At 53.0% G+C, this 22,022-nt stretch carries 16 protein-coding genes; 9 read left to right on the forward strand and 7 right to left on the reverse strand.

The features are described from left to right. The first annotated feature begins 15 nt into the window (after positions 1–15). From PXG97_RS01610 to PXG97_RS01620, 3 genes are all read left to right on the forward strand, one after another. Entirely contained in the window at positions 16–2,925 is a 2,910-nt protein-coding gene (locus PXG97_RS01610; RefSeq protein WP_276495965.1) for a PD-(D/E)XK nuclease family protein, read from the forward strand. Between the two features lie 99 nt (positions 2,926–3,024). Continuing rightward, positions 3,025–4,317 (forward strand): hypothetical protein, encoded by a 1,293-nt coding sequence (locus tag PXG97_RS01615; protein WP_276495966.1) that lies wholly within the window; start codon positions 3,025–3,027, stop codon positions 4,315–4,317. A gap of 193 nt (positions 4,318–4,510) precedes the next feature. Then, positions 4,511–5,611, forward strand: a complete 1,101-nt coding sequence (locus PXG97_RS01620) for an FUSC family protein (protein WP_276495967.1) — start codon at positions 4,511–4,513, stop codon at positions 5,609–5,611. Positions 5,612–5,673: 62 nt separating this feature from the next. Here the strand turns inward: PXG97_RS01620 and PXG97_RS01625 are convergent, their stop codons facing one another. Continuing rightward, positions 5,674–6,660: an aldo/keto reductase gene (locus PXG97_RS01625; protein ID WP_276495968.1), complete on the reverse strand. Its 987-nt coding sequence runs from the start codon at positions 6,658–6,660 to the stop codon at positions 5,674–5,676. 159 nt (positions 6,661–6,819) lie between these two features. Here PXG97_RS01625 and PXG97_RS01630 point away from each other — a divergent pair, with 159 nt between their 5' ends. After that, on the forward strand, positions 6,820–7,881 hold the full coding sequence (locus tag PXG97_RS01630) for an oxidoreductase (protein ID WP_276495969.1): 1,062 nt from the start codon (positions 6,820–6,822) through the stop codon (positions 7,879–7,881). A gap of 80 nt (positions 7,882–7,961) precedes the next feature. Here the strand turns inward: PXG97_RS01630 and PXG97_RS01635 are convergent, their stop codons facing one another. Beyond that, entirely contained in the window at positions 7,962–8,801 is an 840-nt protein-coding gene (locus PXG97_RS01635) for an AraC family transcriptional regulator (protein WP_276495970.1), read from the reverse strand. 223 nt (positions 8,802–9,024) lie between these two features. Here PXG97_RS01635 and PXG97_RS01640 point away from each other — a divergent pair, with 223 nt between their 5' ends. Both PXG97_RS01640 and PXG97_RS01645 read left to right on the forward strand, forming a co-directional pair. Next, complete coding sequence (locus tag PXG97_RS01640; RefSeq protein ID WP_276495971.1) at positions 9,025–10,551, forward strand: aldehyde dehydrogenase family protein; 1,527 nt, start codon at positions 9,025–9,027, stop codon at positions 10,549–10,551. 66 nt (positions 10,552–10,617) lie between these two features. Beyond that, positions 10,618–10,986: a DUF779 domain-containing protein gene (locus tag PXG97_RS01645; RefSeq protein ID WP_276495972.1), complete on the forward strand. Its 369-nt coding sequence runs from the start codon at positions 10,618–10,620 to the stop codon at positions 10,984–10,986. A 95-nt stretch (positions 10,987–11,081) separates the two neighbouring features. Here the strand turns inward: PXG97_RS01645 and PXG97_RS01650 are convergent, their stop codons facing one another. Beyond that, the gene (locus PXG97_RS01650; protein ID WP_276495973.1) at positions 11,082–11,486 is read right to left on the reverse strand and encodes a phage holin family protein; all 405 of its coding nucleotides are present in this window, start codon (positions 11,484–11,486) and stop codon (positions 11,082–11,084) included. Positions 11,487–11,559: 73 nt separating this feature from the next. After that, positions 11,560–12,240, reverse strand: a complete 681-nt coding sequence (gene msrA / locus PXG97_RS01655; RefSeq protein ID WP_276495974.1) for a peptide-methionine (S)-S-oxide reductase MsrA — start codon at positions 12,238–12,240, stop codon at positions 11,560–11,562. Between the two features lie 117 nt (positions 12,241–12,357). Between msrA and PXG97_RS01660 the strand changes: the two genes are divergently transcribed. From PXG97_RS01660 to PXG97_RS01670, 3 genes are all read left to right on the forward strand, one after another. Further along, positions 12,358–13,176: an aminotransferase class IV gene (locus PXG97_RS01660; RefSeq protein ID WP_276495975.1), complete on the forward strand. Its 819-nt coding sequence runs from the start codon at positions 12,358–12,360 to the stop codon at positions 13,174–13,176. 367 nt (positions 13,177–13,543) lie between these two features. Continuing rightward, the gene (locus tag PXG97_RS01665; RefSeq protein ID WP_276495976.1) at positions 13,544–16,672 is read left to right on the forward strand and encodes a M4 family metallopeptidase; all 3,129 of its coding nucleotides are present in this window, start codon (positions 13,544–13,546) and stop codon (positions 16,670–16,672) included. A gap of 171 nt (positions 16,673–16,843) precedes the next feature. Continuing rightward, positions 16,844–17,560: a 3-ketoacyl-ACP reductase gene (locus PXG97_RS01670; protein WP_276495977.1), complete on the forward strand. Its 717-nt coding sequence runs from the start codon at positions 16,844–16,846 to the stop codon at positions 17,558–17,560. A 54-nt stretch (positions 17,561–17,614) separates the two neighbouring features. Here the strand turns inward: PXG97_RS01670 and PXG97_RS01675 are convergent, their stop codons facing one another. From PXG97_RS01675 to PXG97_RS01685, 3 genes are all read right to left on the reverse strand, one after another. Then, the gene (locus PXG97_RS01675) at positions 17,615–20,128 is read right to left on the reverse strand and encodes a TonB-dependent receptor plug domain-containing protein (protein WP_276495978.1); all 2,514 of its coding nucleotides are present in this window, start codon (positions 20,126–20,128) and stop codon (positions 17,615–17,617) included. Between the two features lie 196 nt (positions 20,129–20,324). Beyond that, positions 20,325–21,089: an MBL fold metallo-hydrolase gene (locus PXG97_RS01680; protein WP_276495979.1), complete on the reverse strand. Its 765-nt coding sequence runs from the start codon at positions 21,087–21,089 to the stop codon at positions 20,325–20,327. Positions 21,090–21,158: 69 nt separating this feature from the next. Then, positions 21,159–21,953: a thymidylate synthase gene (locus PXG97_RS01685; RefSeq protein WP_276495980.1), complete on the reverse strand. Its 795-nt coding sequence runs from the start codon at positions 21,951–21,953 to the stop codon at positions 21,159–21,161. Between the last annotated feature and the right edge of the window lie 69 nt (positions 21,954–22,022).

The raw sequence follows: 22,022 nt of genomic DNA on the forward strand, positions 1-22,022 counted from the left end.
CAAAATCATTCCTCCGTGCAAACCTTTCTGGAGCTAACGGCTAAATACGTTTACGAGAAGTATAAGGAGAACATCAGCGAACTGTGCATTGTGCTTCCTTCCAGGCGTGCGAGCTTTTTCTTTAAAACCGCGCTGGCGCAGGCGGCCCCCGAGCCAATCTGGTCTCCGGAGGTGTATGCCATGGAGGACTTTATCCGCAGCCTCTCCAAAACGGATGTGCTGGAGCCGATAAACCTGCAACTGGAGCTGTTTGACCTCATGCGTGAGCAGGACCCGAAGCTCGACTTCGACAACTTCGTGACCTGGGCCGGCACCTTGCTGGAGGACTTCAGCCGCATCGACCAGAACCTGGTGGACACGAAGAAGCTGTTTGAGTACCTGGGCGAGGCGAAGGCGCTGGAGCGCTGGGACCCGAAGTTCCTGGGCAAGGAGCTCTCCCCTACCCTCAAAAAGTATTTCAGCCTCTGGGATAACATTGAGAAAACCTACCACAAACTGCAGGACCGGCTGCTGGCCAACAAGCAGGCCTACACCGGTATGGCTTTCCGGAAGGTGGCTAAAAGTATAGAAAGTATCGCCAAGGACAGTGACTGCCAGCAGTACATCTTCATTGGCCTTAACAGCCTCACCCGCTCCGAAGAAAAGATCATTCGAACATTACTAAAGCACGATAAGGCGGAGGTGCTTTTTGATACGGATGATTTTTACATGGACGAGCAGGGCCTGAGCAACCGCGCCGGAAGCTTTTTGCGCCAGTACAAAAGCACCTGGAATTTGCCTGAGTGGCGCTGGCAACAGAACCTGCTGCTAACGGACGAGAAAGGGATCAACGTGATTGGTGTGGCCAATGCCAGCATGCAGGGCAAACTGGCGGGGCAACTGCTGCAGGAGATTCGCGAGCAGAACCCGCATGCCCAAACCGCCATCGTGTTGCCCGATGAAACCCTGCTCCTGCCGGTGCTGCATTCCATCCCGGAGGATGTACCGACTTATAACGTCACCATGGGCCTCAGTTTCCGTGGTACGCCGCTGTTCAACCTCATCGACCTGCTCTTTGAGGTGCACCTGACGGGCGTGACGCAACTGCAGAACTCGGGCTATAAAGTATACCAGTACCACCACCTCAGCGTCACTAAGCTGCTCACCCACCCTTTTATCCGGCGCTATGAGCTGTCCTTAAACGATGATCCGGAGCAGGCTAAGTACCATGGCATGATTCAGCAGGTGCTGGACAAGATGGTGCGGGAGAACCGCGTGCTCATCACGGCGCAGGAACTCATCGACCTGAGCCAGCACCACCCACTCTTCGAGGTACTGTTCCGCACCTGGCGCGACTGCGACGACATCATCGTGGCCATGTATGAGCTCATCGAGCTGCTTCGCCAGGTATACACGCACGGCCGCAACAGCATCGAGACGGAGTACCTCTACATCTTTTATACCTTGGTCAAGCGCCTGGATACCATTTTCGACTGCCGGGAGCACAAAATTTCGGTGCGTAGTTTCCGCAAGTTTTTGTATGAGTTGATCTCTCAGACCAGGTTGCCGTTCAGCGGGGAGCCGATCTCAGAGGTGCAGATCATGGGTATGCTGGAAACGCGCGCGCTGGATTTCGAGAACCTGATCATCCTGTCGGTAAACGAAAACGTGCTGCCGGCGCCGAAGCGCCAGGAGAGCCTGATGCCCTACGATGTGCTGCGGGAGTTCGGGCTGCCGACCTATGCCGAAACAGAGGGCGCCATGGCCTACAACTTCTACCGCCTGCTGCAGCGCGCCAAGAAAGTGAACCTGCTTTACGTGCTACCTTCCGACACCTACGGCTCGGGTGAGAAAAGCCGGTTTATACTTCAGTTGCAAAATGATCTGGCGCTGCGCAACCCCAAGATCAGGTTTCGCGACATGATCGCAGCGGTAGAGCAGCAGGAAATGCGCGCATACGAAGAGGATATCGTGGTGGGGAAATCACCGGAGGTGATTGGGCAGCTGCGGCAGGAGCTGGAGCGTGGCCTTTATCCTTCGCACCTGAACATGTACATCAATTGCTCCCTGCAGTACTACTTTACCCGCATCGCCAAAATGCAGGAGGTAGATGAGGTAGAGGAGCAGTTGGGTGCTGACCAGTTCGGCACCATCGTGCACCAGGTGCTGGAGGATTTTTTCCGCCCACATGAGCAAAGCGGCGAGCCCATACTTGCCGGGCATGTGGAGCAGATGCTACAGGCGCTGCCGGATAAGGTAAAAGCAGAATTCAGTAAAGTTACGCTGGGTGCCAAACCGGAGCGCGGCATGAATTACCTGCTCTACAAAGTTGCCGTGGAGGTGCTGGACAAATACCTGCAAAAGCTGAAGGATTCGGAGGAGTTGCCGCTGTACGTGCTGCGCCTGGAGGAAACCCTGGCCACCATACTTCCGGTGCAGGTGGGCGACGAGGTGGTAAATGTGCGCATCGCCGGCAAAGCTGACCGCATCGACCTGACCGGCCACGAGCTGCGCGTGATCGACTACAAGACCGGCAAGGTGGAGCAAAACCAGCTGCGCATAAAGCCGGAGGATGTGGCGCTGCATTTTCTCACCGATCAAAAGTATAGTAAGGCGCGGCAGCTTTGGCTATACGAGTACGTGCTGAAGCGGGTGCTGGAGGAGCAACCGCAAACTATACTTCGCAACGCCAGTCACATCGCGCCGCTAAGCTTAAACCCCAAATCCGGCATCCTCTCCTTCCGCAACCTGGAGCCGGGCGTGCTGTCGTCGGAGTTTAATTTTATGGAGGAAGACGGTGCCACACCGAAGGATTTTGTGGAGGCTTCGGAAGAGCTGTTGGGCGATTTCGTGCGCCGCATGCTGGATCCGGAGGAGCCAATCCAGAAAACCAAAGACCTGGATGTGTGCCAGTGGTGCGCCTATAAGGGTATCTGCGCCCGGTAAGGAGATAACCATGGCAACTGCCGCTGTTTTAACTGAACATCCGTATATCTAGGGATAGCGATTTAAAGTAGCGGTATTTTTCCATAAGCACCCTCCTACATGAAAACAGTCTATACGCTTTTATTCTTGCTGTTGACAGCCCCATGCATCACCTTGGCTCAGGTTAACTTCAAACCAGGCGTAGTGGTCACGAACGGAGACACCCTGCGTGGATACATCAATTACCAGGAGTGGATAAAAAGCCCTGAGTCCATCCAATTCAAGATCAGCCAGGCCTCTACCGTAAGCCGACGTTTTACAGCGCAGAACAGCGACTTTTTTGAGGTGACAGGATATGAGGCTTATCAGAAGTATAGTGGCCCCATCAGCATGAACTCCCTTACGACGGGTACCTTTCCGACGGGGCCTGACCTTGCCGCGGTAACCGATACCGTGTTTTTAAAAGAGATCGCCACTGGCCCCTTTATCTCTCTCCTTTCCTTTACGGACGGCATCAAAACAAGGTATTTTGTAAAGGATAGGCAACATGCTACTGCGCAGGAACTAGTGTATGTAAAGCACCTGGATGCCCAGAACCTGCGTTCTATTCAATCTTTGACCCCCTATAGGGGGCAGTTGTGGGGACTCGCTACTAAGTATGGCCGAGGCACCGCAGCGCTGGAACACAAGATCAAAAAAGTAAAATACACAGAGAAAGAATTACGCCAAGTGGTTCACCTGATCAACGGGCTAAGCGAAGGTCAAAGTGAGCAGCTGGAGAAGAAGCTCTCCAAAAACAGGTTGCTGCTTGGTGCCGGCCTGCTTAGGGGCACCATGAGCTATAGGGAGATAGACGGCTCCAAAGAAAGCCAACAAATGTCTGTTGCTTACTCTCCTGCCCTTGTGGTGGGTTTCGATACCTTCCTGAACCGCCATACCAGGCGCCTGCTCATTCGTTCCGAGCTAACGGCCTCACAGGTAAACCATACTATTCAGAAGGTAAGAAGGTGGGCCGGTACTGATTCGCGGGAGAACAATGAGTACGACCTTAGCTACTATTCCTTCTCTTTTAGCCCCCAAATCATCTATAACCTCTACCATACGGATGAGCTAAAGCTTTATGTTGGCGGGGGTATTGAAGCCACTTACTCCTCCTTCACAAAGAACACGTTGCGGGTCAGCAGGTATTACTACGGTAACAGCACGGGGCAACCCGATTATACGACAACCAGAGACAACTACGCCGCTTTATATAACCTGTGGTATTCCGTGCCGCTGCGGGTGGGTGTGATCAGTTCAGATAAGTATGACCTGGGCCTTGTTTATTATAAAGTACTAGAGCCTGGTCTCAATGCTTCCTTCCGGCACAATAGCCTCAAAATAAGTTTCAATTACCTCTTTACCAAAAGGTAAGGCTGTGGCCACCAACACGTTTTAAAGCTATGAAAAGTTGAAGCACCTAACTATATTTCTTTATTTGACGTGTAACACGAGCTGCAAGAAAACGCGCTTACCAAAAAGGGTAACCTAGTATAAAATGTAGCAGGACTTAAGCATTCTACTACAGAGAGCTAATTTAAATCCTTGGCACAAGTATGGATCTCCAATGAACAGGCTTTTAAACATATTGAGCAAGCTTGGGCTGACCTTGCAGATCGTGAAAACAGCCTTTGCCGCTGCCATTTCCTGGTTTATTGCCTCTAGCCTGCTGCACTCCGAGTACCCCTACTTTGCGGCAGTGGCGGCCATCATTACTGTGCAGGTGACGGTGGCAGACTCTGTTAACAAAGCTTCGCAACGCATCATCGGCATTATTGGAGGTGTTTTAATCAGCATGCTCCTGGGCCACTGGTTCGACATCGGCACTGTTTCTATCTTCTTTATCATTTTGATTGGAATGGGAATAGCCAAAGCCTTCCGAATGAACCCACAGATCATTTCGCAGGTGGCGATCAGCTCGCTGCTGGTCCTGGCTTTCGGGCAGACAAAAGCGGCCTATGCCTATGAGCGTATCTTTGAAACGATACTTGGCTCAGGCATAGCCGTGCTGATCAATGCCTTGATCATTCCGCTAGACGCAGTACCGCAGGTGGAGAAGCGCATAACCGCCTACTGTAAGTTATGTGCTACTACCCTGCAGGGACTTACTGCGCTGCTGAACAACTCCGGTACACGCTTAAAGACAGGCAGAACAGAGGTGAATAAACTGATAAAGGAAGCGGCAGATTGTCGAAAGGCTTTTGAACTGGCGGAGCAGAGTTTAAAGTATAACCCCTTGCTCACCCACAAACGCGAAACCTTAAAACGCCTGGGAGCCGACCTCCGGCTATTAAGAAGCATTACCATACAAATCAGGGGGATCAGGAGAAGCCTAGCTGACCTGCAGCTGAACAGCACCTTCCAGGGCAGTTACGCAGGAAAAGCGCAACTTAATTTGGCGGTGGCGGCTACAGCCAATTGCATCGACGCCTTCGGCCAAACGATTGTCGACCGGTCTGGGGAAAAGATGGACAGGCTATACGAGGCGATTCAGCTAGCAAGGCAGGAACAGGCCCGCTGCCTGGAGAGCCTGCCCTTGGTTACTTCCCCGCCTGTGCTACAGGACATGGGTAGCATTCTCACGGATCTTAGCCGCATTGTGGCCGAAACAGAGCGCCCAGCTAGTGAAGAAGAAGTAGAAACTGGGGCAATAGAGAGCTCCGTTTAAAAAGCGCCTTATTTCTTATAGCCCCGCACCATAAAGCACGGGGCTATAAGTATAAGCTATCGTTATACGTTCACGTTTGACATCTGCTCTTCGCGGTACCTGCCTCCGGCAGCAACACCTTTCGGAGCAACGGCCTCGATTTGCCGCAGCTCGTCCGGCGTAAGCGCTACATCCAGGGCGCCTACATTTTCCTCAAGGTATTTGCGGCGTTTGGTTCCCGGAATGGGCACCAGGTCCTCCCCTTGTGCCAGCAGCCACGCCAGCGCCAGCTGCGACGGCGTACACCCTTTCTGCCCAGCCAGCTCCTCTATTTTTTGCACCAGGTCCAGGTTCTTCTGGAAATTCTCACCCTGGAAGCGTGGGGACTGTCTTCTATAGTCGTCTTCGGCAAGGTCATCGAATGTTTTGATCTGACCAGTCAGGAAGCCCCTGCCTAACGGACTATACGGTACAAAGCCAATGCCCAGCTCACGGCAGGCAGGCAGGATGTTGTCTTCCACATCGCGGCTCCACAACGAGTATTCCGTCTGCAGTGCTGTGATCGGGTGTACCTTGTGGGCTCTTTTGATTGTTTCCACGCCAGCCTCGGAAAGCCCCAGGTACCGCACCTTCCCCTCTTTCACCAGTTCGGCCATAGCACCAACTGTGTCCTCTATTGGTGTGTTCTTATCTACCCGGTGTTGGTAATACAGGTCGATGTGGTCTACCCCTAGCCGCTTAAGGCTGGCCTCACAGGCCTGCCTCACATACTCCGGCTTTCCGTTGATGCCCAGGAAACTGCCGTCTTTTCCCCGTACGTTACCGAATTTAGTGGCTATAATTACCTGGTCCCTTCTGTCGGCAACAGCCTTGCCAATTAGTTCTTCGTTGGCACCTACGCCATACATATCGGCCGTGTCCAGAAAATTCACCCCCAGCTCCAGGGCCAGGTGTATGGTGGCTATAGATTCCTTATCGTCGCGGTTGCTGTAGAAGTCTGACATGCCCATGCAGCCAAGGCCGAGCGCCGATACTTCCAATCCTTGTTTTCCTAGCTTTCTTTTTCTCATCCGTAGTTTATTATATTGTAAGTTGAATGTTCAATACCATCAAAAAAGACAGCTATAGTTTACGCGGATGTAGCTATGGCGTATAGGCAAAAGCAGATTATTGGCTTACTTTGGATGAGGCTTCGCCAAATTTGCTACACAAGGTTAATTAGAATACACATGAGCAAAAATATAAATGTAGGGCTCCTGGGATACGGAATGGCCGGAAGGATCTTTCATGCACCCTTTATCTCAACCGTGCCTGGCCTCAACCTGAAAAAGATCAAAGCCAACCGCGCCGAAAGCGTGGAACTGGCCAGGCAGCGGTACCCGCATGTTGAGGTAGTGGCGCAGGAGCAGGACATATTCGGAGATGCAAGTATAGACTTTGTGGTGATCGCCACCGCCAACCCTACCCACTTCAGCCTCGCTAAAGCCGCCCTGCAGGCCGGAAAGCATGTGCTGGTTGACAAGCCCTTTACGATAACGAGCGCCGAAGCCGAAGAGTTGATTGCCCTGGCAAAGGAAAAAGACAAGGTGCTGACCGTATACCAGAACCGGCGCTGGGACAGTGACTTTAAAACGGTGCAGAAGCTGGTGCAGTCGCAGTTGCTGGGCAACCTGGTGGAGTACGAGGCCCACTTCGACAGGTTCCGGAACGAGATAAAGCCGAACACCTGGAAAGAGGAAGACCTGCCCGGGTCCGGCATCCTTTATGACCTGGGGGCACACCTGATTGATCAGGCGCTGTACCTGTTTGGCGAGCCAAAGGAAGTATACGCCGATATACGCGTGCAGCGGACGGGGTCTCAAATCCCGGATTACTTTGAGCTTGTGCTGCAGTACGAAGGGCTGAAAGCCATTCTAAAAGCAAGTATGCTGGTACGGGAGCTGGGGCCTCATTTTGTGTTGCATGGCACCGAAGGCTCTTTTGTGAAGTATGGCATGGATGTGCAGGAAGAGCACCTGAAGGCTGGCCACTTTCCGGCAGACACTGCCAATTGGGGGATAGAGCCGGAGGAGCGCTGGGGAACGTTGAACACAAGTATAAAAGGGCTGAACGTTAGAGGTAAAGTTGAAAGTGAAGCAGGCGATTACCGTGGCTTATACCAGAATGTGTACAAAGCCATACTTGGGCAGGAGGAGCTGGTGGTAAAACCGGAGCAGGCACGCAACACGATTAGAGTAATAGAATTGGCGATGCAAAGCAGCCAGGAAAAGAGAATCATCCAGTACAACTAAGGCAGCGGATAGCTTCTATGCAAATCTGCTTGTGAGCAAATGTACCGGGTGGCTGTCTAAGAAGGTAAATGTTGTGATAATTACTCCTGAAGCCCCAGCTGGAAAGCTTTCGGTGTGGTGCCTACCTCTTTTTTAAAAGCCCGGATAAAGTAATTCAGGTTCTGGAACCCCGCCAGGTAGCAAGCCTGTGTTACGGAGTTGCCGGGGTTTTGCAGGTATGTTCTGGCTAAGCGGATGCGCTCTTTCAGTATATAGTCGGCGGGAGTATAGCCGAACTCCTCCTTGAACTTCCGGAAAAAATTAGCGCGGCTCATGCAGGCTTTCTCGCTCAGCTTGTTTACATCAATTTTAGAGGTGATGTTCTCCTTGATGTACTGAATGATGAACCCGAACCGGTTGTGGCTGGCCAGGCGCTTGTAGTTCTGCTCAAAAAAGGCTCGGGCCTGCGTCTGCATCAGCCTCACCAACAGCTCCCGCAGCGCCAGGTTCGCCAGGATGTCCTTCTCCCGGCTGTGGTCGTTCAGGCTGATCTTGATGAGCCGGTTAATGATGTCGGCCAGCTCTAGGTTGTTTGCCAGGTGCAAATGCTCCGAGCTGATGCGCCACTCCTCCCCCTGCTCTGCCTTGGCGTGGCGCTCGTTCAGCAGCTGGATAGTGGACTGGATTTGTTCGGCAGAAATGGCAAGCGCCAAACATTGTGTGGGGGTTTCTTTGCCTGCCTCCGGGAAATCTATCTTCATCAGCTCACTTGGCGGCACAATCACCGACTCACCGGGCAGGTACTCAAATCCGGGCTTGTCGGCCAGGTGCATCACTTTCTTTCCCCGCAACATGCTGGTCAGTACCCAGTCATCAAACTTCAGATTTACCTCCTTTGCCTGCTGGTGTGTCTCAAACACATTCAGCTCACAGGCATCCATACTATAGACAGACCTGTTTTCGACCAGGGTAAACAAAGATCGCTCTTCAAGCAGGGGTATTTGCTGCAGTTTATACTTTAGAGGCATGTCTAAATCTAGGAAAATTCTCTTTTAATATCAATTTGATACGATAAGTATAATTAAATAGACAATAAGCGGAGAAAGAAAATGAGTGATTACTGACCTTTAACTATCATTCTTTTAAACCCAAAAGTTAAAACCTATGGATACAGTAGCAATGGAAAAGCCCGCAGTGCTGGAGCGGCCTCAGTTTAAAGAGAAGTACGATCACTTTATCGGTGGCGAGTGGGTAGCGCCCGCCAGCGGCGAGTACTTTGACAATATATCTCCTATCGATGGCAAGCCTTTCACCAAGGCAGCGCGTGGCAACAAAGAGGACATAGAAAAAGCCCTGGATGCGGCCCATAAAGCCTTCAAGTCCTGGTCTAAAGCCTCTGCCGCCGCACGAAGCAAGGTTCTGCTGGACATCGCCAACGTAATGGAGCAAAATGCAGAAATGCTGGCCAGAGCCGAGACCGTAGACAATGGCAAGGCGATCCGTGAGACACGCGCTGCGGACATTCCGCTCTGTATCGACCACTTCCGTTACTTTGCCGGCGTTATCCGCGCCGACGAAAGCACCATGTCGGAGCACGATGAGTTCACGATAAGTATAAACCTGCAGGAGCCGATCGGGGTGGTAGGCCAGATCATCCCCTGGAACTTCCCGCTGCTGATGGCTACCTGGAAAATGGCTCCTGCCCTGGCCGCCGGTTGCTGTGTGGTGATGAAACCCGCCGAGCAAACGCCTACCAGCATCATGCTGCTGATGGAGTTGATCCAGGACATTGTGCCAGCCGGCGTGCTAAACGTGGTGACAGGTTTCGGTCCTGAAGCAGGCAAACCGCTTGCCTCCTCTCCTCGCGTAGCCAAAGTTGCCTTTACCGGCGAAACTACTACTGGCCGCTTAATTATGCAGTACGCTTCTGAGAACCTGGTGCCGGTAACGATGGAGCTAGGCGGCAAATCACCAAACATCTTTATGCCAAGCATTGCCGATGCCGACGATGAGTTCTTCGACAAGTGCGTGGAGGGTGCCGTGATGTTTGCCCTGAACCAGGGCGAGGTGTGTACCTGCCCGTCGCGCATGCTGGTGCACGAGAGCATCTTCGACCGCTTTATGGAGCGTGTGATCCAGCGCACCAAGGACATCAAAGTGGGGCACCCGTTGGCAGAAGATACCATGATGGGCGCACAGGCCTCCAACGACCAGTTCGAAAAGATTCTCTCTTACATGGATATTGGCAAGCAGGAAGGTGCCGAAGTGCTTTGCGGCGGTGGCGTTGCCAGCCTGAACAGTGGCCTGGAGAACGGCTATTATATTCAACCAACCATTTTTAAGGGCAACAACAAGATGCGCGTGTTTCAGGAGGAGATCTTTGGACCAGTGTCTTCGGTGACCACCTTTAAGACAGTAGAAGAAGCCATTGAACTGGCCAACGATACGCTTTATGGCTTGGGTGCCGGCCTCTGGACCCGCGATGCGCATGAGATCTATCAGGTGCCGCGCGCCATACAGGCAGGCCGCGTGTGGGTGAACTGCTATCACCACTACCCGGCGCATGCGCCTTTTGGCGGCTATAAAAAATCTGGCTTCGGTCGCGAGACCCACAAGATGATGCTGAACCATTACCGCCAGACCAAGAACATGCTCATCTCCTACAACAAGAATAAACTCGGTTTCTTTTAATTAAAACACACAACCCAAAGCCCCTGCCTGTGTAAAGCCGGCGGGGCTTTTTTTAAAGTATAAGGTATGGAAAAGGTAGCTCGTGTAGAAATAACGGAAGAGGCCAAGCAGGTGATCGACAAACTCCGGGACCAGCACGGCCCGCTGATGTTTCACCAGAGTGGCGGCTGTTGCGACGGCTCCCAGCCCATGTGTTTTGAGGATGGTGAGTTTAAAGTGGGCGACAGCGATGTGCTCCTGGGCGAGGTGCACGGGTGCAAGTTCTACATCGCCCGCGACCAATACGAATACTGGAAGCACACCCAACTAACGCTGGACGTTATACCGGGCCGCGGCTCCAGCTTCTCACTGGAGATTCCGCTGGGTTTGCGCTTCCACATTCGGTCAAGGATATTTACGCCGGAGGAAATGGAGCAGCTGCCACAGCTGCCGTAGAGCCGCAGCAAGTATACGTAAACAGTTGGAGCAACAGAAGCAAAAAAGCCTGTGCCACTTCGCGTAGCACAGGCTTTTTGATGCATGTGTGAGGCTTATGCAGCCGCTACGTATTCTATTCTCAGCTGATTGTCCTGTTGCAAGGAGTAGTCGCCGTCACCATCGCCGCGGGCCATGCCTACCAGGTACAGCGCCACGGCAGTGGCTATGGCAATGATAATAGCCGGTAAAAAACCGTCTACCTTAAAATTGCCGACCAACTTATCCACGAGCTTGATCATAAGCGCGGTTACAATGACGCTCACAATCGCCTCTATCAAAAAGAACGAAACCAGATTCAGAATCCCTCCCAGAATCCAGCCGATGGTGGCATTGAAAAGGCCGATCAGAAAGGCCACCCATAGCGCCGTCCAGAAGCTCTTGACATGCACACTGGGCATGATGTAGGCCAGCAACAGTATCACGCCGGCGCTCACGAGTAAGTCAATAATGAATCCCATAGTTTTATGTTTTGTTTGTTATGAATGCTGCCCCTACTACGGGTGTGGTGGTAAAATAGATATCTGTGATCCTCTATTTAAGATATGCCGGCTTTAGCTTGTTCCGAAAGTTGTCTTCGAACTTCAGCACCTTCGGCCTGGCCACCGATACTACGTAAGGGTCATCCGGGTTGCGCCGATAGTAGTCCTGATGGTAGTCCTCTGCTGGCCAGAACTTCACGAGAGGCTGTACTTTTGTCACGATCCGGTTTTTATAGGTGCCCGCCTCCTCCAGCTGCCGGATATAGGCTTCCACCTGCTTCTTCTCCTCCGGGGTCTTATAAAAAACAATGGAGCGGTACTGCTTGCCCACATCGGGCCCCTGGCGGTTGAGCGTGGTAGGGTCATGCGTGGCAAAAAACACCTCCAGCAGCTCCGGATACGTTATCTGGCGCGGGTTGTAGTATACTTCTACCGCCTCGGCGTGGTCGGTGAGGCCCGAGCTTACCTGCTGGTACGTGGGATTCTGCTTTTTGCCGCCAGCGTACCCTGATATCACGGCTTTCACTCCTTTGAGCCGCTCGAAGTACGCCTCGGTGCACCAGAAGCAACCACCCGCAAACACCGCGCTCGGCAAGCCAACGGTATCTTCCTCCACCTCCTGGGCCATGGCGTCACTGCCTGTCATCTGAAAGCGGTCGGTGGTGGGAGAATCCGAGCAGGAAAGCAGGCACAGAAAAAAGGAAACAAGAAAGGGTAAGCGTTTTGTAATCATATCAGGAAAACTTATACTTTGTTGTACGCGATGCAAGCAGGCCGGTTTTTAAGACTTTCACCGCACAAGTGTCGCGCTTATACTTTACTTTTATACTTTAACCAAAGCACAAGCCCCTTGTTCATACTTTACAACGATCAGCTTCTTTTAGAGTCGGAACTGCGCCTGCCGCTAACGGACAGGGCTTTTCAGTACAATGACGGTTTTTTTGAGACAGCTATACTTGTAGATGGGCGGATCAGGTTTTGGCAGCAGCACCAGCAGCGGATGCAGGAGGCGGCCGAAGCCCTTCGGCTGGAGCTTCCGCTGTCGTTAGCGGAGGGGCGCTGTGAGGAGAAACTACTGCAGCTGGCGCGGCAAGCAGGCGCCGAAAAGTATGGGCGGATTAAGCTGAAAGTATGGCGGGCGGGCGCCGGGCTGTACACCCCGGAAACAAGCCGTGCAAACTGGTTGGCAAGTATAACACCCGCGGCTCCCGCCGTACTGCAGCCACTGCACCTCGGTATATGCCAAAGCGTGCATTCCGTTCATACACCCCTTTCCGGTTTCAAAGGCCCTAACGCGCCGCTGTATGTGCTGGCCGGACTGGAAAAGCAGCAACGGCACAAAGACGATATGCTGCTGCTCAACAGCCACGGAATGGTGGCCGAGCTCACCTCCTCCAACATCTTTTGGCTAAAGCATAACACGCTTTACACCCCTGACCTGCAGACCGGGTGCGTGAACGGTATTCTGCGGCGCATTATACTTAAGTGGGGCAGTCTGCAGCGGCTTCAGGTGCAGGAGGTGCTGCAAGCGCCGGAAGAACTGCTGCACGCGGAGGCGGTGTTTTGCTCCAACGTGACCGGAATCAGGGCTGTGGCAAGTATAAACGGGCAGGCACTGCGGCAGCGGGACGAGTTGCTACTGCAACTCCGCTCCAATCTTCTGTTGTAGCAACTCCTGCCCCACCACGTTTTACAGAACACCAAAGGCTGCAAAAGCTTGTTGTAACACAGGCTGTAAAATTGTGTTTACTGCACAGAAAGCTATCATATGAATCAATGTAGCAACATGCACCATCTTGATAACATGCTATTCCTAAAAATAAACTAGAGCTGCATTTAAATATTTTCAGTACAATCTCTAACTTTAGCTACTACAGCTGCGTTGTAGCAATACTGTACGTAAACAGCGGCTTATGAAGCACATGCTGCATTGGGGATAATTTTACGTATAGACCAACTAATCAAAACACAGGAATTACACATTCACACAACCAACTTTCACTCATTGTTAATGTTCAATTTTTTAAATAACAAGTATGAGGAAAGTTTACATTTTAGCCTCCCTGTTGATAGGTGGGCTGAGCTGGCAGGCGTCTGCACAGGACAACTTTGGCCAGCGTGTGAAAGCCAGCGTAGCGGAGGCCAACGGCGCCCCTACCCTGATCGATTTTAAAGCCGCCGGAAACCAGGCGGTCCGCGCTAGTGAAGCCGCCCAAACGTTGCGAAGCTATCTGGGCATGGGCCCTGAAGAAGAGCTAAAACTCAAGAAGCAGGACACCGACCACCTTGGGATGACGCACCAGCGCTACGCACAGTATTACCAGCAGGTGCGCGTGGAGTACGGCGATTTCACCATCCACTCGAAGAATGGTGTGGTGCAGGCCATGAGCGGCGAGCTGAAAAAAGTGAAAGGCCTCAGCACCAAGCCTGCCCTGCCGGAGCGTGCGGCGCTACAGAGGGCGCTGGCCTACATTGGTGCCAAAGCCTATGCCTGGCAGGACAAGGATCAGGAGGCCTGGATCAAGAAAGAGAAGAACAATCCGCGCGCCACGTTTATGCCTGATGGCGAACTGGTGATCGTGAAAAATTACCTCAGCCCGGATAAGGCGAAGCAGGGGGAGCACACGCTTGCCTGGAAGTTCGACATCTATGCCATGGAGCCGCTGAGCCGCGACTACGTTTATGTGGATGCACATTCCGGTGACATCGTGCATAAGGATGCCATCATCAAACATGCCGTGGCCACAGGCGCTGCCGCCACCCGCTACAGCGGTACCCAAAACATCACCACCGACAGCTACAGCGGCACTTACCGCCTGCGCGACTACTCCCGCGGCAGCGGCATAGAAACCTACAACTGTAACACCGGCACCAGCTACAACGCCGCTACCGACTTTACCGACAGCGACAACAACTGGTCTTCGGCAGAGTTTAACAACACCGCCAAAGACAATGCCGCGTTGGATGCTCACTGGGCCGCTCAGAAAACCTACGACTATTTCAAGAACAAGCACAACCGCAACAGCTTTGACGGCAACGGAGCCAAAATCAAAAGCTACGTGCATTTCGACAAGAGCTACGAGAACGCCTTCTGGAATGGTTCTGTGATGACGTACGGTGACGGCGCCACCCGTTTTGATGCCTTGACAAGCCTGGACGTGGGCGCGCACGAAATCGGCCATGCCGTTTGCTCCAATACTGCCAATCTGGTGTACAGCTACGAGTCCGGCGCCCTGAATGAAGGCCTCTCCGATATATGGGCGGCGGCAGTAGAGTACTATGCGGCACCCAACAAAGCTACATGGCTCATTGGGGAGGATATAGACAAGCAGCGCCCCTCGCTGCGCTCCATGAGCAACCCGAATGCCGAGCAGCAGCCGGACACCTACAAAGGTTCCTACTGGTACAGCGGCTCGGGCGACAACGGCGGGGTGCACACCAACAGCGGGGTACTCAACTATTGGTTCTATCTTCTATCGGTTGGCCAGTCGGGCACCAACGACCTGGGTGTAAGCTTTAACGTCTCCGGCATCGGCATCGAAAGTGCCGCCAAGATCGTGTACCGCATGGAGAGTGTGTACATGACCGCCAACTCAAATTACGCAGATGCCCGCACCTATGCCATAAAATCAGCGGAGGATATCTTTGGCGCAGGCTCCAATGAAGTGATCCAGACCACCAACGCCTGGAACGCGGTGGGCGTGGGCGGCAAGTATGGCGAGATCGCCTACTGCTCCTCACAGGGAAGCAATTCTTCTTACGAGTGGATCGCCAGGGTGAAGATCGGCAGCTTTACTAAAACCTCTGGCGCGGCCGGCTACTCTGACTTTACTGGCACTACCATAAGTCTGGCGGCAGGTAGCAGCAATGCAGTAACACTTACGCCCGGCTTTGCCAGCACCACCTACAACGAGTACTGGAAGATTTGGATAGACTATAACAAAGACGGAGACTTTGATGACGCCGGGGAGCTGGTGTTCGACGCAGGCGGCTTGAGCAAAACTGCTGTTTCGGGCACCATGAACATTGCCGCCTCTGCCACAGGCACCACCCGCATGCGCATCTCGATGAAATATAATGGCGCGCAGACTTCCTGCGAGTCGTTTGGGTATGGTGAGGTAGAGGATTATACCGTTTCCTTCTCCTCCGCTCCAACGGCCTGTGCGGTGCCAGCCGGGCTTTCTGCGTCTACTATAAGCAGCAGTGCGGCCACGGTCAGCTGGTCTGCTGTTTCGGGTGCCAGCAGCTATAACGTGCGCTACAGGGCCAGCGGTGCCACTGCCTGGGCCACTGTCAGCAGCACCTCCACCAGCCGTAGCCTAACTGGTTTGTCTGCCAGTACCACCTATGAGTTTCAGGTGAGCACGGTGTGCTCCGGCAGCAGCTCTTCCTACTCCGCTTCAGCAAGCTTCACCACCAGCGCCGGCAGCGTGTCTTACTGCGCCTCCAAAGGCAGCAACTCCAGCTACGAGTGGATTGACCTGGTGCAGTTTGCGGGCATCAACAGGACGTCCGGCAACGACGGAGGCTACAAAGACAACACCAGCCTGATGGCCACAGTGGCGACGGGAAGCAGCAACACGATCTACATCAGCGCCGGCTTCGCCAGCAGCGCCTACACCGAATACTGGAAGGTCTGGATCGACTTTAACCAAGACGGTGATTTTGACGACTCCGGCGAACTGGTGGTAAGCGGCTCCAGCTCCAGCAGCGGCACCCTCAGTGCTACGGTAAACGTGCCAGCAACTGCCTCGCTCGGAACTACGCGCATGCGTGTATCGATGAAGTATAACGCGGCGCAAACGGCCTGTGAAACCTTCAGCTACGGCGAGGTGGAGGACTACAGCGTGAACATCAGCAATACATTGGCTGCTGTTGCCGCAGCCTCTAGGAGTGGAGTGGCAGGAAAGGTTGAGCAACTGGGGGAAGCGTTGCCTGCCCCTGCCCTGCTATACCCGAACCCCACACACGACTATCTGCACATAACAGCGCCAGGCCAGCATACGCAGGTGCGCATTATGAGCGTTACAGGGGCAGAGGTGATGCAGGTAAAATTAGAAAACGGGCACAACCGCCTGAATGTCTCGCAGCTGCCGAAGGGCATCTATACCCTGGAGCTGTACGACGGGCAGAAGCAACTCTACCAGCGTTTTGTAAAAGAATAGCATATCAATACTCCTGATAAATTTATTCAGCACCCGGTTTTATGGCCGGGTGCTGTCTTTATTGGGGCTGTAGTTTGATTGGGAGATGCTATACTTTCTCCTGCCCTCCAACCATAAACTTTTAAGCAGACGTGCGTATATTTGTAGCTACAAACAACAAAGTATAAAAGTATGGAATCAATAAAAGGAAAGAACGCACTGGTAACCGGAGCCGGAAAAGGGATTGGCCGCGCCATTGCCCTTGCTTTAGCCGAGGAAGGGGTAAATGTGGCGCTCATGGCCCGCACCACCAGCCAGTTGGAAGAGGTAGCCGAGGCCGTAAAAGCGAAAGGCGTAAAGGCCGCCGTGGTAACGGCAGACGTGACCGACATCAACGCCGTGAACCAGGCTGTTACGCAGGCACGTGAGGCGTTAGGCCCGATCGACATTCTGATCAACAACGCCGGGGTGGGCGCCTTTGCCAAGTTCCTGGAAATGGAGCCGGAGAAGTGGGAAAGCATCATTAAGGTGAACCTGCTGGGGCCTTACTACGTGACGCGCGCCGTGCTACCGGAGATGATCGAGCGCCAGACAGGCGACATCGTGAACATCTCCTCTACCGCCGGGCAAAAAGGGGCTCCTGTAACCAGCGCCTACAGTGCCTCCAAGTTCGGTTTAATCGGCATGTCCGAGTCGCTGATGCAGGAGGTGCGCAAGCACAATATCCGTGTTAGCACCCTTACCCCAAGCACGGTAGCCACCGACATGGCCATCGACCTGAAGCTGACCGACGGTAATCCGGAGCGCGTGATGCAGCCGGAAGACTTTGCAGAACTGATCATCTCGCAGCTGAAACTGAACAGGCGTGTGTTCGTGAAGGAAGCGGGCTTGTGGTCTACAAATCCGTAAATGTTAGTTAGCCCATAAAACAAAAGCCCGAAGCGATAACTTCGGGCTTTTGTTTTATAGTTGCAAGCCTAGTCCTAAGGAGAAGGTTGTTGGCTGCGGATACTGGCCGTAGTCTATTCCTCCTGCAACTTCTGGGTCCTGGCCACTGTACTTTGTCAGGACAAAAGCATTTTGCACGGTAGCCATGGCTTTCCAATGTGCTTGGCCATGGTAGGCGCTCCCCAGATCATAGCTAAAGTTCAGGTACTGCAAACGCAAGAAAGCCCCCTTCTCTAAATAGTGGTCCGTTCTGGAGTGCAGAACCCTGTACTCATTCTCAACAAAGCTTTCTGTCGCATTTTTAAGGTATCCGTTATCAAAGTTTGGTGCAGCATAATTGGTGATACCATTGGCATAATTGTACACATGGTGCCCTAGCGCACCGTTCAGCAGCAAACTTGCCTCTATTCTTTTATACCTGATGTCTGTGCTAAAACCGACCAGGGCAGAGGGGTCTGCAGAGCGTGACAACCGCGGAACGACATGGCCATACTCATTCGGCTTATGCTTCCCCGGTAAGGGCAATCCTTTTTCGTCGTAAAGCTGCTCAAAGAGGTAAAAGGCATGCGCAGCAGAACCTTTCTGTAACCCCAAGGCAAACATGTCATCCGGATACTGGACATAGGAGAAACCATCCACAAGCGCTACCACCTCATTCGCAATGGTGGTTAAATGGGCGCCAATTTCCCACCGCCAAGAACCAGCATCCTTAAGTACATAGCCTAGGCTTGCCTCTACCCCAGAGGCTTTATACTTACCCATGTTCAAAGGCACCCGGAAACGGCTAGTGGCAATGGATACAAGCGGGTACAGCAGCAAGTCCTCGGTTAAAGAGCTGTAATAATTCAGGTTGACTTGCAGCTTTCCTTGCAGCACCTCTCCGTGCAGACCGGCATTCCATTTTGACGTGGTTTCAGCTGTTGATCTTTCGCCCCGCAATGTCTTACTCCCAATCGCATCCGGATTGGCATGCCTGCTATAGTTAGCGTACGCCCTTAGCTCTGACAGCCAGGGATTCCCTTTCAAAAAAGCTTCTTTGGAAATATTCCAGAATCCTCCCACGCCTCCGGAGAGCAGTGGACTGGCCGCGGGAAAACCTGACACCTCCTGGCGTGAGGCGGCAGCACTCAGGCTATACTTGTCCTTTACAGAAACAGCAGCATTTCCGAACATGCCTGCCGAAACTATTTTTTCCCAGTAGTGGCTTTCCCGCGCATGCTCCATTATGATACTGCCATCCACGTCAAAGGGAGAAAAATCGTCACGCGACAGCTCTGTTTCTTTACCTAAAGTGCCAAGCGTAATGGTTAGCTTGCTGCTGATGGATTTTACCTCGTGGTCCAGGTTTAGAAACAGCTCATTCTGTTTCCAGTTCTGCTCCCGCGTATACCGCTGCACCCAACCGTTGTTGTGTGGTACAGCAGCCATGTCAGCGGGCCTGAAAGTAATAAACTCATTATCCTGCCTCTGGAAAGCATGCCGGAAATTGATGCTAAGCGAAGGGAGGAAATGCAGCCTGTATTGTAGGTGCGCTTGCCCCAGCAGGTGCCTGGTCTCGTCTGTGTCCTGGCGCTGCTCAAGCATACTTAGCGGATTAGGGGCATAAGTGGCGTACTTCTCATAGGTAAAATACCCCCCGTACTTATTATCTGCGTGCACCGGCTGCGTAGGGTCAAACGCCCAGGCACTGGTGATGGCCTTTTCATCTGCTACCAATAGCTTTTGGTTCACATTGCTGAAGTGGAGGTTCAGGTTGAGGTGATGCTTCCAAAAGCTGGGGTTGAGCGATACTGCAAGAGAGTTTCTCCGGTTGCTCGACTCCTTTAAGATGCCGTTCTCCTTCAGATGACCAAGTGACACACTGTAGGGCACTGCCTGAAGGATAGCACCGCTCATCCGTAAATGCTGGTCGTGGCTGAAGGCTTTACCAAAAATAACATCCTGCCAGTCTGTGTTGTGTTCGCCAAGCAGGTGCGCCTGATCAGGGTAAAGCTCCCCCACAAGTTCTCTGAACCTGCCGGCATCCAGCACAGGCGCTTTCTTGCGCAGTATGGAAATACCTGCCGTGGTATTATAGTTAAGCCTTACTTTTTCTCCAGTACCCCCTATTTTGGTGGTGATGTACAGGACACCGTTTGCAGCCCTGCCCCCATACATAGCCGCGAGCGGGTCATCTTTCAGCAGTGTAATTGAGGCAATGTCCGCAGGGTTTAGAAAAGCGAGTACACCCGCATGCCCGGAGGCAGTATGCATAGAAAGCGGAACCCCGTCTAATACAACCAAGGGAGAGGTGCTGGCTGTAAGGGACCCTCCGGCTCTCAGTACCATAGTGGCACCGGCACCAGGCGCACCGCCGTTCGATACAACCCTTAGCCCTGGTATCCTTCCCGTTAGCAACTGCTCTGGGGAGGAAATCAGCCCTTTGTTCAGCCTGTCAGGCAGCAGTTGCTCCGCAGCTTCTGTTAGTTCACTTAGTTTCCGGGCACCGTAACCTGTCTGAAGGCTGTCCGCGGCTTCTGTCTGTGCCATGGCATTAAAAGAAAGCAGATGCGCACAAATCGAGAAGCTGACGGCAATTTTGCGGGAAGTTGATGAGGGTAAAGTTTGTTTCAAGATAGTATAGGTTATAACTGATCACTAGCTAAAGGGGCCTGAAGATACTATAAATCAATAAAAAAGCACAGACCCAACGGCCTGTGCTCTCCTAGTGCCTCAGAAGCACCGTTTACTTTTGCGGGTACCACTCCTTCAGGCGCACCTCAATGTTTTTGTTTTTGCTGCTTACCAGCTGCTTAAACCGCTCCACATCGCTAAGGCCGTCCGTACCGCGGTAGTGGTAGGGGTACACCATCTTCGGCTGAAACTCCAGCACAGCATCGGCGGCCTGGTCCACATCCATAGTGTAGGGCAGGTTCATACTTACAAAGGCCACATCGATGTTCTCCAGTCGGCGCATTTCAGGTATGCCTTCGGTGTCGCCGGAGATGTAGATGCGCTTATCACCCGTTTGCAGCACATAGCCATTGCCCCTGCCTTTTGTGTGGAAGGCGCCAGCGCTATCGGGCAGGTTGTACATGGGCATGGCAAGTATGTTGATGCCTTGCTGCATGCTCTGCCCGCCGTTATCCAGCACTACCAGTTGCTGCTTATACTTTTCCGGTAGCTGCTCAGCCACAGCACGCGGCACCACCATTTTCACCTTCGCCAGGTCCAGAGCGCCCAGTGTGGCTGTGTCCAGGTGATCGGGATGGATGTCGGTGATCAGCACGAGGTCCGGCTTCGGCAGGTTCTGAAAAGCCTCCGCTCCTCCATAAGGATCCACAAAAATGGTTTTACCCTTAAACGTGAGCGCCAGTGTCCCGTGCGTGATCGGCTGTATCACCAAAGGGCCGCCGCTCGTCCGCAGGGTATCTGGCGTAGCCAGCTGCTGGGCCTGCACCTGCGCAAAAGCAAGTATAAAAGCCAGCAAAAGTATGGGTTTCAGTTTCATAAGTGTAAGGTTAAGATGAATGGATAATAACCGACATACTTACGAGTTTTATCCAATTCCGGCTACATCTTACACGGCCACCGGCGCCTTGATACCTGGGTGCGGGTTATAGTTGACTAGCTCAAAGTCCTCAAACTTAAAATCGAAGATGTCTTTCACCTCCGGGTTCAGCTTCATTTGCGGCAACTCGCGTGGTTCGCGGCTAAGTTGCAGTTGGGCCTGCTCCAGGTGGTTCAGGTACAGGTGCGTGTCGCCGCCGGTCCAGATAAACTCGCCAGGCTCCAGCCCGGTTACCTGCGCCATCATCAGCACCAGCAGCGCATAGGAGGCGATGTTGAACGGCACGCCCAGGAACAAATCAGCCGAGCGCTGGTAGAGCTGGCAGCTCAGTTTGCCATCGGCCACGTAAAACTGGAAAAAGGCATGGCATGGCGGCAGCTTCATGTGCTCGATCTCCGCCACGTTCCAGGCGCTCACAATGATGCGGCGCGAGTCGGGGTTGTGCTTCAGCTGGTGCACCACCTGCGTGATCTGGTCAATGTGGCGGCCGTCGGGCGTAGGCCAGTTGCGCCACTGCGAGCCGTAGACCGGCCCCAGGTCTCCGTTCTCATCAGCCCATTCATCCCAAATGCTCACGCCGTTCTCTTTTAGGTACTTAATGTTGGTGTCACCCTTCAGGAACCACAGCAGCTCGTGTATGATGGAGCGCAAGTGCACTTTTTTGGTGGTGACCAAAGGAAAGCCCTGCTGCAGGTCGAAGCGCATCTGGTAACCGAATACACTCAGGGTGCCGGTGCCGGTACGGTCTTCTTTTTTCACACCTGTATCCAGGATGTGCTGCATTAAGTCTAAATATTGCTTCATGGTATGGCTCGTTTGTTATGGAGGGTTAAAGATAGGAATTTTGTGATTTGGCTAAAGGAAGAAATCTTC

Origin of the sequence: Pontibacter litorisediminis, assembly GCF_029360645.1 — a bacterium.
Taxonomy (GTDB): Bacteria; Bacteroidota; Bacteroidia; order Cytophagales; family Hymenobacteraceae; genus Pontibacter; species Pontibacter litorisediminis.